This is a genomic window from Streptomyces sp. NPDC007157 (assembly GCF_040634235.1).
In the GTDB taxonomy this organism is placed as follows: Bacteria; Actinomycetota; Actinomycetes; order Streptomycetales; family Streptomycetaceae; genus Streptomyces.
On the sequence record NZ_JBEYFE010000011.1, the window covers coordinates 125,772 to 139,618 of the forward strand.

General features: G+C 72.1%; 11 protein-coding genes. 9 read left to right on the forward strand and 2 right to left on the reverse strand.

All coding sequences use genetic code 11. From position 1 onward, the window contains the following. Positions 1 to 169: 169 nt before the first annotated feature. A complete protein-coding gene (locus ABZ642_RS21525) occupies positions 170 to 1,780 on the reverse strand; it encodes an acyl-CoA synthetase (RefSeq protein ID WP_360486238.1) in 1,611 nt (536 codons plus the stop codon). A 187-nt stretch (positions 1,781 to 1,967) separates the two neighbouring features. Here ABZ642_RS21525 and ABZ642_RS21530 point away from each other — a divergent pair, with 187 nt between their 5' ends. The 9 genes from ABZ642_RS21530 (at position 1,968) to ABZ642_RS21570 (ending at position 11,778) form a co-directional block, all read left to right on the forward strand. Then, entirely contained in the window at positions 1,968 to 2,768 is an 801-nt protein-coding gene (locus tag ABZ642_RS21530) for a crotonase/enoyl-CoA hydratase family protein (RefSeq protein WP_360486241.1), read from the forward strand. 138 nt (positions 2,769 to 2,906) lie between these two features. Further along, complete coding sequence (locus ABZ642_RS21535) at positions 2,907 to 3,848, forward strand: OB-fold domain-containing protein (RefSeq protein WP_360486244.1); 942 nt, start codon at positions 2,907 to 2,909, stop codon at positions 3,846 to 3,848. After that, positions 3,845 to 4,933, forward strand: a complete 1,089-nt coding sequence (locus tag ABZ642_RS21540; protein ID WP_360486247.1) for a thiolase domain-containing protein — start codon at positions 3,845 to 3,847, stop codon at positions 4,931 to 4,933. Before ABZ642_RS21535 ends, ABZ642_RS21540 begins: the two co-directional genes overlap by 4 nt. After that, on the forward strand, positions 4,930 to 6,096 hold the full coding sequence (locus ABZ642_RS21545; RefSeq protein ID WP_360486250.1) for a thiolase domain-containing protein: 1,167 nt from the start codon (positions 4,930 to 4,932) through the stop codon (positions 6,094 to 6,096). The genes ABZ642_RS21540 and ABZ642_RS21545 overlap by 4 nt, the downstream gene beginning before the upstream one ends. An 83-nt stretch (positions 6,097 to 6,179) precedes the next feature. Continuing rightward, complete coding sequence (locus ABZ642_RS21550) at positions 6,180 to 6,422, forward strand: DUF397 domain-containing protein (RefSeq protein ID WP_360486253.1); 243 nt, start codon at positions 6,180 to 6,182, stop codon at positions 6,420 to 6,422. Positions 6,423 to 6,573: 151 nt separating this feature from the next. Further along, positions 6,574 to 7,479 carry a universal stress protein gene (locus ABZ642_RS21555; protein WP_360486256.1) on the forward strand — a complete coding sequence of 302 codons (906 nt, stop codon included), beginning with the start codon at positions 6,574 to 6,576 and terminating at the stop codon, positions 7,477 to 7,479. A gap of 138 nt (positions 7,480 to 7,617) precedes the next feature. After that, on the forward strand, positions 7,618 to 10,290 hold the full coding sequence (locus tag ABZ642_RS21560) for an AAA family ATPase (RefSeq protein ID WP_360486259.1): 2,673 nt from the start codon (positions 7,618 to 7,620) through the stop codon (positions 10,288 to 10,290). 210 nt (positions 10,291 to 10,500) lie between these two features. Beyond that, complete coding sequence (locus ABZ642_RS21565; RefSeq protein ID WP_360486262.1) at positions 10,501 to 11,223, forward strand: hypothetical protein; 723 nt, start codon at positions 10,501 to 10,503, stop codon at positions 11,221 to 11,223. A 57-nt stretch (positions 11,224 to 11,280) separates the two neighbouring features. Beyond that, on the forward strand, positions 11,281 to 11,778 hold the full coding sequence (locus ABZ642_RS21570; RefSeq protein WP_046731250.1) for a hypothetical protein: 498 nt from the start codon (positions 11,281 to 11,283) through the stop codon (positions 11,776 to 11,778). A 6-nt stretch (positions 11,779 to 11,784) separates the two neighbouring features. Here ABZ642_RS21570 and ABZ642_RS21575 read toward each other — a convergent pair whose 3' ends face one another. After that, positions 11,785 to 13,722, reverse strand: a complete 1,938-nt coding sequence (locus tag ABZ642_RS21575) for a peptidoglycan recognition family protein (protein ID WP_360486265.1) — start codon at positions 13,720 to 13,722, stop codon at positions 11,785 to 11,787. Positions 13,723 to 13,847 lie beyond the last annotated feature (125 nt).

Genomic DNA, 13,847 nt, shown 5'->3' on the forward strand with positions numbered 1-13,847 from the left:
CGACCGAGGAGGCGTGGGGTGCGACACCCGAGGGTCCTTCCGTGCGAAACCGGTCGCTGTCACTCTGTGTACATGATCCACATGGAATCGTGCGCACAGCGTACGGCCACCGTGCCGCCCGGTGAGGGTGACTCCCCGCGCGTCCGCCGGTCGACGCGACCGGCACGTCCTACCGGTCGGCGGCCACCGCCACCTCTCGCGCCCACCGGTAGTCCGCCTTGCCGCTCGGCGACCGCTGGATGGACTCGGCGATCACCAGCTGGCGGGGGATCTTGTATCCGGCCAGCTGGGTACGGCAGTGGGTCTGGATGTCCGTGAGGGAGGGCTGATCGGCGCCCTCGCGCAGTTGCACCACGGCCGCCACGTGGTTGCCCCACTGGGCGTCCGGCACCCCGGCCACCAGCGCGTCGTAGACGTCCGGATGGGACTTCAGCGCCTGCTCGACCTCCTCCGGGTACACCTTCTCGCCCCCGGTGTTGATGCACTGCGAGCCCCGGCCGAGCACCGTGACGACGCCGTCCTCGTCGACCGTGCCCATGTCGCCGAGGAGCACCCAGCGCCGGCCGTCCTTCTCGAAGAAGGTCTCGGCCGTTTTCCGCGGGTCGTTGTAGTAGCCGAGCGGGACATGGCCGCACTGCGCGACCCGGCCGATCTGGCCCGCCGCGACCGGCTCATGCGTGGCCGGATCGACGACCTGCGTACGGGAGTTGACGCGGACGCGGAACTGACTGCCGGCCCCGGAGTCGTTCGTCGCGGTGCCGTTGAAGCCGGACTCGGAGGACCCGAAGTTGTTGAGCAGCATGCAGTTCGGGACGAGTTCGCTGAACTGCCGGCGCACGGTCTCGGAGAGGATCGCGCCGGAGGAGGAGACGCTGAACATGGCGGAGCAGTCGGTGCCCTTCAACGGTCCTCTCAGGGCGTCGATCAGCGGGCGCAGCATCGCGTCGCCGACCAGCGACATGCTGGTGACCTTCTCCTTCTCGACGGTCCGCAGCACCTCCTCGGGCACGAACTTGCGGTGGATCACCACCCGCTGCCCGAAGTTGAAGCCGATGAAGGTGGTGAGCGTCGACGTGCCGTGCATCAGCGGGGGAGTGGGGAAGAAGGTGATCCCCGTGCCGCCCGCCGCGACCCGCTCCGCCAGCTCCTCCGGCCGCTTCACCGGCTCGCCGGTCGGCGCGCCGCCGCCCAACCCCGCGAAGAACAGGTCCTCCTGACGCCACATCACCCCTTTGGGCATCCCGGTGGTGCCGCCGGTGTAGATGATGAACTGGTCGTCCGCCGAACGCGCCGGGAAGCCCCGTTCGGGCGACCCCGCCGCCTCGGCCTCCGCGAAGGACAGGGCCTTCGGGCCCGACTCCGCCTCGCCCACCCGCACCAGGTGCCGCAGCTTCGGCGCCCGCGGCAGCGCCGCCGCCACCCGGTCGCCGAACTCCGCGTCGAAGACCAGCGCGACCAGGTCGGCGTCCTGGTAGAGGTAGGCCAACTCCTCTTCGACATAGCGGTAGTTGACGTTGACCGGCACAACCCGGGCTTTGAGGCAGCCGAGCACCGTCTGGAGGTACTCGACCCCGTTGTAGAGGTGCAGCCCGAGGTGCTCTCCCGGGCGGATCCCGCTGTCGACCAGATGGTGGCCGATGCGGTTGGCGGCCGCGTCCAGCTCCGCGTAGGTAAGCCGGCGTTCCGCGCCCGTGCCGGGGTGGTCGAGGTACACGAGCGCCTCGCGGTCCGCGGCCACGTCGACGACCGACTCGAACAGATCGGCAAGGTTGTACTCCACCGCTCCTCCTGACCCCGGCAAACCATGGCGAAGAAAGGCGCACTTGTCGGTTCGCCGGTCATCAGAGCAAAGGGCGCGGCAAGTGGGAAGGGTTCGCACCAAGAAATCTGACTATCTGTCAGAAAACCCTTGAAGTGCCTCCCGCCCTACTGCAACCTGTTCTCGTTCCGGCAGAGGGGAGAGGTCCATGGGTGGGACGGAACACCTCACCGTACGGCGCGAGGGCGCCACACTGGTGCTCACGCTCAACAGGCCCGAGGCCAAGAACGCGCTCTCGATCTCCATGCTCGTCGGCCTGTACGACGGCTGGATCGAGGCCGACGAGGACGACGAGGTCCGCTCGATCGTGCTCACCGGAGCCGGCGGCGCCTTCTGCGCCGGGATGGACCTCAAGGCGCTGGCCGGACAGGGCATGGCGGGCGAGCACCTCCGCGACCGGCTGAAAGCAGACCCGGACCTGCACTGGAAGGCCATGCTCCGCCACCATCGCCCGCGCAAACCGGTGATCGCCGCCGTGGAGGGCCACTGCGTCGCGGGCGGCACCGAGATCCTCCAGGGCACCGACATCAGGGTCGCGGGCGAGTCCGCGACCTTCGGCCTGTTCGAGGTCAGACGCGGGCTCTTCCCGATCGGCGGCTCCACGGTCCGGCTGCAACGCCAGATCCCGCGCACCCACGCCCTGGAGATGCTGCTCACCGGACGGCCGTACACCGCCCGCGAGGCCGCCGGCATCGGGCTCGTCGGCCATGTCGTCCCGGACGGCGGCGCGCTCGACAAGGCCCTGGAGATCGCCGAACAGATCAACGCGTGCGGGCCACTGGCCGTCGAGGCGGTCAAGGCGTCGGTGTACGAGACGGCGGAGATGACGGAGACCGACGGGCTCGCCTCGGAGCTGAAGCGGGGCTGGCCGGTATTCGATACGGCGGACGCGAAGGAGGGCGCGCGTGCGTTCGCGGAGAAGCGGGCGCCGGATTACAAGCGTGCGTAGAGCCGCGTCGGCCTGGGGCGGTCCGGCAGCCGCGGGCCGTATGTCGCCGGCCGCGCCCACGCGGCGGCGCCGCACATGTCGCAGCCCCGCGCCCCCCAAGGGGCGCTGGTCACCGTCCTTCTCAAGGAGGCAGCCCGGATGCCCGAAGTCCTCAAAGCGCCCCTCGTCGTCGAGTTCCCCTTCACCCGTTCCCTGGGCCCGGTCCAGAGCGCGTTCCTCACCGGCCTGCGGGAACGTGTCGTCCTCGGTGTGAGGACCGGCGACGGCCGCATCCTCGTGCCACCTGTCGAGTACGACCCGGTCACCGCCGAGGAGATCCGCGACCTGGTCGAGGTCGCCCCCACCGGCACCGTCACCACCTGGGCCTGGAACCACGAACCCCGCCGCGGCCAGCCCCTGGACACCCCCTTCGCCTGGGTCCTGGTCCGCCTCGACGGCGCCGACACCGCCCTGCTGCACGCCCTCGACGCCCCCGGCCCCGACGCCGTCCGCACCGGCATGCGGGTCCGTGTCCGCTGGGCCGAGGAGCGGTCGGGCGCCATCACCGACATCGCCTGCTTCGAACCGTACGACGGTGAGACGGCCGAACCGACCGGACACGGCGGCGAGTTCGAGGACGCCGTGCACGGCATCGTCGCCCCTGCCCGCCTCGACTACACCTACTCGCCCGGCCGCGCCCAGTCCGCCTACATCGACGCCCTGTCCACCCGGCGGACCTACGGCGAGCGCTGTCCCTCCTGTCGCAAGGTGTACGTCCCGCCGAGGGGCGCGTGCCCCACCTGCGGGATGGCCACGGTGGAACAGGTCGAAGTGGGCCCCCGGGGCACGGTCACCACGTTCTGCATCGTCAACATCAAGGCGAAGAACCTCGACATCGAGGTGCCGTACGTCTACGGGCACATCGCCCTCGACGGCGCCGGCCTCGCCCTGCACGGCCGGATCGGCGGCATCCCCTACGACCAGGTGCGGATGGGCCTCAGGGTCGAACCGGTGTGGACCGAGGGGGCCCGCTACCCCGACCACTACCGGCCCACCGGCGAACCCGACGCGGACTACGACACCTACAAGGAGCTGCTGTGACCGCACCGACGCGGGACATCGCGGTCGTCGCCTTCGCGCAGACCGACCACCGGCGCACCAGCGAGGAGCTCTCCGAGGTCGAGATGCTCATGCCGGTGCTGCACGACGTCCTCCAGCAGACCGGGCTGCGCACCGCCGACATCGGCTTCACCTGCTCCGGCTCCAGCGACTACCTGGCCGGCCGCGCCTTCTCCTTCACCCTCGCCCTCGACGGCGTCGGCGCCTGGCCGCCGATCTCCGAGTCGCACGTCGAGATGGACGGCGCCTGGGCGCTGTACGAGGCGTGGACCAAGCTGCTCACCGGGGACGCGGACACCGCGCTCGTCTACTCGTACGGCAAGTCCTCGCCCGGCTCGGTCCGGGACGTGCTCACCCGCCAGCTCGACCCCTACTACCTGGCCCCCCTCTGGCCGGACTCCGTCGCCCTCGCCGCGCTCCAGGCGCAGGCACTCATCGACGCGGGGGAGACCGACGAGCCGGCGCTGGCCGCCGTCGGCGCCCGCAGCCGGGCCGACGCCGGTGCCAACTCCCATGCCCAGCTGCGGGGTTCGGTGCCGCAGGGCGACTACCTCGTTCGGCCGCTGCGCACCGGCGACTGCCCGCCCATCGGCGACGGGGCCGCCGCGGTGATCCTCGCGGCCGGGGAGCGGGCCCGCGAGCTGTGCTCCCGGCCCGCCTGGATCCGCGGCATCGACCACCGTATCGAGGCGCACGGCCTCGGCGTCCGCGACCTGACCGACGCACCGTCCGCCCGGCTCGCCGCCGAGCGGGCCGGCGCCTTCGAACGGCCCGTCGACACCGCCGAGCTGCACGCGCCGTTCAGCTCGCAGGAGGTCGTGCTCCGCAAGGCACTGCGGCTCGGCGACGACGTACGGGTCAACCCGTCCGGCGGGGCCCTCGCCGCCAACCCGATCATGGCCGCCGGGCTGATCCGCATCGGCGAGGCCGCCGCCCGCATCCACCGCGGCGACTCCGACCGCGCCCTCGCCCACGCCACCTCCGGGCCCTGTCTGCAGCAGAACCTGGTCGCCGTACTCGAAGGGGACCCGTTGGAGAGCCCCGCTCAGGAAGGGGAGCCGCGATGAGCAAGGAGCCCGTGGCCGTCGTAGGGATCGGCCAGACCAAGCACGTGGCCGCCCGGCGGGACGTGTCGATCGCCGGACTGGTCCGGGAGGCCGCGCGGCGCGCCCTCGACGACGCCGAGTTGGACTGGGCCGACATCGACGCCGTCGTCATCGGCAAGGCGCCCGACTTCTTCGAGGGCGTGATGATGCCCGAGCTGTACCTGGCCGACGCGCTCGGGGCGGTCGGCAAACCCATGTTGCGGGTCCACACGGCGGGGTCCGTCGGCGGCTCCACGGCACTCGTCGCGGCCAACCTCGTCGCCGCCCGCGTCCACCCCACCGTGCTGACGCTCGCCTTCGAAAAACAGTCCGAGTCCAACGCCATGTGGGGACTGTCCCTGCCGATCCCCTTCCAGCAGCCGCTGCTGGCGGGCGCGGGCGGATTCTTCGCCCCTCACGTGCGGGCCTACATGCGGCGCAGCGGTGCCCCCGACACCGTCGGCTCGCTGGTCGCCTACAAGGACCGCCGCAACGCCCTCAAGAACCCCTACGCCCACCTCCACGAGCACGACATCACCCTGGAGAAGGTCCAGGCGTCCCCCATGTTGTGGGACCCCATCCGCTACTCGGAGACCTGCCCGTCCTCCGACGGCGCCTGTGCCATGGTCCTCACCGACCGGGCCGGGGCCGCGCGCTCCCCGAAACCGCCCGCCTGGATGCTGGGCGGCGCCATGCGCAGCGAACCCACCCTGTTCGCGGGCAAGGACGCCGTCTCGCCGCAGGCCGGCAAGGACTGCGCGGCCGACGTCTACCGCCAGGCCGGGATCGCGGACCCGCGCCGGGACATCGACGCCGTCGAGATGTACGTGCCGTTCTCCTGGTACGAGCCCATGTGGCTGGAGAACCTCGGCTTCGCCGAGGAGGGCGAGGGCTGGAAACTCACCGAATCGGGTGTCACCGAACTCGACGGTGACCTCCCCGTCAACATGTCGGGCGGAGTGCTCTCCACCAATCCGATCGGCGCCTCCGGCATGATCCGCTTCGCGGAGGCCGCCCTCCAGGTCCGCGGCCTGGCCGGAGAACACCAGGTGGACGGCGCCCGCAAGGTGCTCGGGCACGCCTATGGCGGCGGCTCCCAGTTCTTCTCCATGTGGCTGGTCGGCGCCGTGGCCCCCGACTCCTGAAAGGACCCCCTCACGTGGCCTGTTGAGCGCCGGAACCGAAAGCTAGGCTGGCCGCGGACGACGAATTCGGGAGGAGCACGGACGTGGCCGAGAGCACCATCCAGCAGCAGTCGGTACTGGGCTGGGACAAGCCGGAGCTGGACCTCAGCGAGGCCGAGTGGCAGTCCAGCAGCCGTGGCCTGGGGGATGTCCAGATCGCCTTTGTCGAGGGATTCATCGCGATGCGCAACAGCGGCAGCCCGCAGAGCGCTTCCCTCATCTTCACCCCCGCCGAATGGGGCGCCTTCGTGTCGGGGGCCCGGGAGGGCGAGTTCGACCTGACCTGAGCACCGCCCCCCGGTTCCACGGCAGAGAGGTGAACCGGGGGTGTGTTCCGCAAGGATTTCCGGACACGTGACCAGCAGCGCCCTTCCGGGGCCGCCGCCTGAGACAGGCTGGCCCCGGACAGGGAAGGTCGTATTCCGGAGGTGAGCAACGATGAGCACTGCGCCGGTCATCGCCGCGGTGGACGGTTCGGACGACAGCCTGCGCGCCCTGGACTGGGCCCTGGACGCGGCCCGGCGACGGGACGCGCCGCTGCGGGTGGTCCATGTGCGCCAGTACGCCGCCTGGGGACAGCCCGACATCATGGTCGCCGCGGAGCCCGACGCGGCCGGCGACCCCGTCCTCGACGAGGTCCGCGACCGGCTGGCGGCCGGCAGCGGGGGACCGGCCGTCGAGTACGTCGCCATGGAGGGCGCCCCGTCCGCCTTGCTGCCCGAACTGGGATCCGACGCCCGGCTGTTGGTGCTCGGCTCCCGGGGCCGCGGCGGCTTCGCCAGTCTGATCCTCGGCTCCAACGGCATGGCCGCCGCCCGCGACGCCGGATGCCCGGTGGTCGTCGTACCCCGGCCGGGACGCGAGGTCCCCGACGAGTTCCCCGCCCGGCCCGGCCCCCGGGTCGTGGTCGGCGTGGACGTGGACAGCCCCGACGACGCCACCCTCGCCTTCGCCTTCGCGGAGGCCGCGTGGCGCGGCGCCCGGCTCCAGGTGATCGCCGCCTACCCGTGGCCGGTCCAGTTCTGGGCCACCGCCGGAGAACTCGCCCCGCCGACCCTCGACCAGGACGAGATCGAGCAGGAGACCCGCACCCTCGCCGAGGGCTTCCTCGCCCCGCACCTCAAGGAGCACCCGAACGTGTCCGCCGAGGCCCTCGCGCTGCCCGGCGACGCGGCCGGCGCCCTGGTCGCCGCTTCGAAGGACGCCGAACTGGTCGTCGTGGGGCGCCATCGCCGGCGCCTGCTGGCCCCGACCCGCATGGTGGGCTCCGTCACTCAGGCGGTCCTGCTGCACGCGGCGAGCCCGATCGCGGTGATCCCGCCGCCACCGTCCGAAGAGTCCTGAAGTGTCCTGTCAAGCCCCTTGGACCAGTAACCGTCAGTAGGGAGCGCATCACGCCCATCGAGCGTACGCTGAGCTGCCTGCAAGCCACGGTGCGCGCCCGCTCCCCGCGCTCGCGCATCACCGTGGCAGGGGGTGGTCATGGGACAGCGGGTCCTTCGGAACCGACGGACGCTCTATGAACGTGAGAGCGAACTCGCCACCGTCGACGAGGCGTTGGCGGAACTCACCGGCCTGAGCGCGAACGGTGCGGCACCGGCCGACCGGCCGCTCGGCGCGCTGCTCGCCTTCGCCGGGCGGGCCGGCATCGGCAAGACCACGCTCCTCGCCGAGGTCCGCCGTCGCGCCGCCGCCCAGGGCTGCACCGTGCTCTCCGCCCGCGGCGGCGACCAGGAACAGCGCGTCGCCTTCCACGTCGCCCGCCAGCTCCTGCAGCCCCGCCTCGCCGGTGCACCGGAGGCCGAACTCCGCGCCTCACTGGGCAGTTGGTACGACATCGTCGGCCCCGCCCTGGGCCTGTGCGCCCCCACCGAGGGCGCCCCGCCGGACCAGCAGGGCCTGCGCGACGGCCTCGACTGGGTGCTCACCCACCTCGTGGTGCGCCAGGCACCGGTGGTCCTCGTCCTCGACGACGCGCACTGGGCCGACCCCGAATCCCTCGGCTGGATCGCCGCGTTCGCACCCCGCGCCGAACAACTCCCGCTGCTCGTCGTCGTCGCCTACCGGCCCGACGAACTCCCGGACCACGCCGAGTCGTTGCGCGGACTGCCCAGCCGGGCCGGCGGCCGACCGCACGACCTGGAACCGCTCAGCGCCGACGCCGTCGCCGTCCTGGTCCGCGAGAGCCTCGGCACGCACGCCGACGACACCTTCTGCCACGAGTGCTGGGCCGTCACCGCCGGCAACCCCTTCGAGACCGTCGAACTGACCGCCAAGGTCCACGACCGCGGCCTCGACCCCACCGAGGCCGGCGCCCCCCTGCTGCGCGACCTCGCCGCCGCCGTCAAGGGCAGCGGCCTGATCGCCCGGCTGGAACGCCTCGGCCCCTCCACCGTCCGGTTCGCCTGGGCCTGCGCCGTGCTCGGCACCGAGATCCATCCGGCGCTCGCCGCCGCCGTCGCCGGCCTCGGCCACGAAGAGGCCGCGGACGCCGCCGACGCGCTGCGCGGTGTCCGCGTCCTCACCGGCGTCGAGACGCTGGAGTTCGTCCACCCGCTGATCGCCACCGCCGTCTACCGGGCCATCCCGCCCGGCGTCCGGGTCGCCCTGCACGGTCAGGCCGCCTGGTGCGTCACCGACGACGGCCAGGCCGCCGCCACCGCCGCCCGCCACCTGCTGGAAACCCACCCCGAGGGCGACACCTGGGTCGTTCAGCGGCTGCGCGCCGCCGCCGGCGAGACCCTGCGGGCCGGCGCCCCCGACGCCGCCTGCCGCTACCTCGCCCGGGCCCTGCGCGAACCCCCGCCCGCCAAGGACCGCGCCGCCGTCCTCTACGAACTCGGCAGCGCCTCCCTGCTCACCGAACCCGCCACCACCGTCAACCACCTGCGCGCGGCCCTCGCGGAACCCATCGCCGAGCCCGAGCTGCGCCAGAACATCGTCTACCGCCTCTCCCAGGTCCTCGCCCACAGCGACCGGCTCGCCGAGGCCTCCGAGACCCTGGCCCGGGAGATCCGGGTGACCGGCGACGCCCGGGTCCGGCTGCGGATGCTCTCCGAACAGTTCATGTGGGACGCCTTCCGCGCCGACGAACCCGACCACCCCTCCCGCTCCCGCCGGCTGGCCCGGCTCGCCGACCGGCTCCAGGGCCGTGACCTCACCGAGCGGTACATCATCGGCCTGCGCACCTGGGACGCGGTCCAGCGTGGCGAACCCGCGCAGGTCGCGCTCCACCACGCCGAGCGCGCCCTCGCCGGCGGCCTCGGCTGGGCCGAGTCGGACCGCGGTTTCGAGGTGCCCGTCCTGGTCGCCCTCGCCTTCATGTACGCCGACCGGCCCGACCGCACCGAGGAACTCTTCGCGACCGGCACCGCCGACTTCGAACGCCAGGGCTGGCGCGGCGCACACCTCTCCTTCGCGTACACCCTCCACGGTTATGTCCGCTACCGGCGCGGCCGCCTCGCCGAGGCCGAGGACCTGGTCCGCTCCGGGCTGCGCCTGGCCGAACGTGTCGGCCCCGGCACCCCCGCCCACTGGTACGCGGTCGGCACCCTCGTCCAGACCCTGCTCGCCCGCGGCCGCACCGACGAGGCCACGCAGGTCGCCGAGCACCACTCCTTCCACGAGCCCTTCCCGGCGGCCGTGGTCTTCCCCGACGCCCAGACGGTCTACGGCGAACTCCTCCTCGCGCGCGGCCTCACCCAGGACGCGGTGGCCGAGCTCTCGGCCGCGGGCCGCCGCCTGGAACCACGCGGTATCCGCAACCCCGCGTGGTGCCCCTGGCAACTCCACCTGGCCCGCGCCGAGAGCCACGACGCACCCGACCGTGCGCTGGCCACGGCCCTGGAAGCGGTCGGCCGCGCCCGCCAGTTCGGCGCCCCGTCGGCGATCGGCCAGGCCCTGCGCACGGCGGCGGAGGTCACGACGGGCCCGGCCCGCCTGGCGTACCTGAAAGAGGCGGTGACCCACCTGGAACGCTCCCCGGCAGCCTACGAACTGGCGTGCGCGCTGGTGACCCTGGGCACGGAGCTCCACGACCCCGTCCACCTCCGCAGGGGCCTGGAGACGGCCGAGCAGTGCGGGGCCGATGGCCTGGCGGACGAGGCGCGAGCCGAACTGGCAGCGGCGGAGACGGCGAGTTCGCAGCAGCCGTAGGGGCGCCCGGCCACGGGAGTCGGTGACGGCGCCATGGACCGTCACGATCGCGGGCTCGGTCTGTGCGAGTCTCCCGTAGTGGAGTGCGTCCGCCGGCCACCGGCGGCACGGGATGCGGGATGGCGCGTTTCGTTGGAACGTTGTCGTGTTCGAGCGTGCCCCCGCATGCCTGGCACGCGACGGTGTCCGCCCACGGGTCGAGGAGAAGGAATGAGCGGCCTGCTCTCCGACATTCTCGAGGCCCACGGCGGCGTGCAGCGGTGGGAGCGGCTGACGACCGCGACGGCCACCATCGTCAGCGACGGCGAACTCTTCGCGTCCAAGGGCCTGCCCCAGGACCTCCAGCCGCGCCGCATGACAGTCAGCCTGCATGAGGAACGCGCGTCGGTGAGCCCCTTCGGCTCCCCCGGACAGCACACCGACTTCACGCCCGGCCGGGTAGCGATCATGCGGAGTGACGGCACGGTCGTCGCCGAGCGCCTCGACCCGCGCGAGTCGTTCTCGGGGCACGTCCTGGACACCCCCTGGGATCCGCTGGACCGTGCCTACTTCAACGGCTACGCGTTGTGGACGTACCTGACCACACCGTTCTTCATGATCATGGACGGCATGGCCGTGGAGGAACAGGAACCATGGGCCGAATCCCCGACCGAGGCCTGGCGCCGTCTCCGGGTCACCTTCCCGGACGCCGTCGCAAGCCACAGCACGGTCCAGGACTTCTACTTCGGGGACGACCTTCTCCTGAGACGGCACGACTACCACGTGGACATCGCCGGCGGCTTCGCGGCCGCCCAGTACGTCACCGACTTCGAGGAAGAGGACGGCATCAAGTTCCCGACCAGGCGTCGCGCGTATCTGCGCAGGTCCGACGGACGTCCCGACCACGATCACGTCATGGTGAGCATCGACCTGAGCGACGTGCGCTTCTCCTGACGTTCCCGAGGAGGCGCGGCGGTGGGGAAAGCGCCGCGGCCCCGTACCATGGACCGCATGTCGTTCCTCCGTCGCCGCAGCGCCACTCCCGCCGGCCCCGACTTCGACGTACTGGCCATGGACCCGGGCGACTGGCCCGGCAACCTCGGCGCCGGGCTGCTGCCCGCCCCCGACGGCACCTGCCAGGGCGTCTTCCTGCGCTACGACCTCTTCGGCGGCCGCGGCCCCGCGATGATCATCGGCAACCTCCCCGAGGGCTCCCCGGCCCGCGAGGTCGCGGAGGACGAGGTCCCCTTCGAGGTCGGCCAGCTCTTGCTCGCGCTGGAGAACGACGAGGACGTCACCGTCGTCGGCACCGAGGACATGCCGGTGCTGCAGGGCGACAACCTGCTGATCGTGCGCCGCCTCAAGCTCTCCGAGAGCCGGATCTCCTGCGTCCAGTTCGACCGCAGCGACGGCGTCCTCGTGACCATCGCCGCCTGGGACCGCCCGATCACGGACGACCTGTACGCCCTGCTGAAACCGCTCCCGGCGGAGCTGTTCCAGCAGGGCTGACGACGGTTACCGCCGCCCCCACCGGCTGGCGGGCGCCACCGTCACGTCGGCCGCGCGGACGAACTCGACCCGGTGGCCGTACTGGATCTCGTAGTACAGGTCCTTGCCGACCACGACCCGGTGCGAGGCGGTGTCGAAGGTGACCGCGTAGTAGTACTCGCCCGGCACCGCGCCACCGACCACGTACTCCTGGCCCGCGGGGATGGTGTACGGCAGCGCCGACACCGCCTGCGCGGGTACCCCGGAGGGGTACGCGGCCGCCTCCGGATAGGCACGGCCGTACACCGGGATGCTGGTCAGCCCCGCCTTGGGCGTCACCACCAGCCCCGCCGCGGTCACCGCCGTCGGCGCCTTCGCCGGGTTCTTGAACCAGGCCTTCTGCCCCAGGTACCAGATCGCCGTCCAGTCGCCCCAGGTGTCGGCCACCGCGTACTGCTGGCCGGTGGAGACCCGTGAGGAGAGATCGTTCACATCGGCCGTCGGCGTCCTGCCGAGGCCGATGTCCTTGATCAGGGCCGAGCTCTCGTCGTGGTCGGAGTACAGCCGTACCTCACTGGAACCGTGCGCGGCGCACGGCTGGCCGCTGGTGACACAGCCGGTGTACGCCGGCTGGTTCGTGGCGTAGTCCGGCAGGATGGTCACCAGACCGCCCTTCTTGCCGCCCGTGCGCTTGAAGGGGTGCTCCAGCAGCTCGAAGTAGTGCCGCCAGTCCCAGTACGGGCCGGGGTCGGTGTGCATCCCGGGGATCGTGGAGGTGGTCGGCCCCGGCACGTTGTCGTGGCCCAGGATGTGCTGCCGGTCCAGCGGGATGCCGTACTTGGTGGTCAGGTACTTCACCAGCCGGGCCGACGACCGGTACATCGCCTCCGTGTACCAGGCGTCCGGCGCGGCGAGGAAGCCCTCGTGCTCGATGCCGATCGACTTGGCGTTGATGTACCAGTTGCCCGCGTGCCAGGCCACGTCCTTCGCCTTGACATGCTGGGCGATCAGACCGTCGGTCGAGCGGATCGTGTAGTTCCAGGACACATAGGTCGGGTCCTGGACCAGGTTGATGGTCCCGTCCCAGGCGCCCTCCGTGTCATGGATGACGATGTACTTGATGCTCTGCGAGGCCGGCCGGTCGCCGAGGTCGTGGTTGCCGTAGTCGTTGTCCCCGAACTCCTCGTAGGGCGCCGGGATCCATTCGCACGACACCGTTGTCGGGCATTCCGTGTCGTCCGCCGCCACGGTGCGCAGCCCGGTCAGCTTCAACTGCGCGCTGTCGGCCTTCAGCTCCGGCTGGGCGGCGAGGGCGATGATCTGCCCCTCGTCGGTGGTGCGCTCCTCGCCCGTGTGGAGGACGTCGAACACGTCGTTCGCGTACGCCGCCGCGGTCGCCGAGTCGTCGGCGCCGGAGAAGCGGGCGATCGCGCCGTACCAGTCGGCCGGGTCGGCGCTGAGCGGCTGGTGCAGGGACTGCTGGGCGGACGCGAGCAGGGCGGCGCCGCCGGCCACGTTCGCCGCCGGGTCGGTGCGCAGCTCCGCCGCCGGGATGCCGGTCAGCCCGGCGGCCCGGACGAGGGTCCTGAGGCGGGCCGGGAGCGCGGAGTTCGCCGGTACCTTGACGCTGGGGTGCAGGGCCGGGCGGGCGCCGTCGCCGCGGGCGTCCTCGGTGCCGTCGGCGAAGTGCTCGGTGGTGGTGGCCAGCGCGGTGCGCGCGTCGGTGAGGTGCATCGGGCCGTAGCCGCCCGTCACACTCGGCGCGCCGCCGTGGGTGTCCCAGCGGGACTGGAGATAGGAGACGGCCAGCAGAACGCTCTGCGGCACGCGGTACTCGGCGGCGGCGGACGCGAACGCACGCTGGAGCAGTCCGGCGGACGACGAGGTCTCGCCGGGCGGCGGAGCGGCACCCAGCAACGGCAACAGCAGCGCCGCGGAGCCGACGGCAGCGGCCGCCCTCCGCATATGTCTGCCGCCATGAGTGGGCGCTGGCTCGGTGACGGATCCTCGCAATGCGGCCTCCTGGGGCGATCGAGCGCGGCGGGGCGTGCGGGGCTGAGCGTGGCTCAGTGGTACCGGCTTGCCGACGA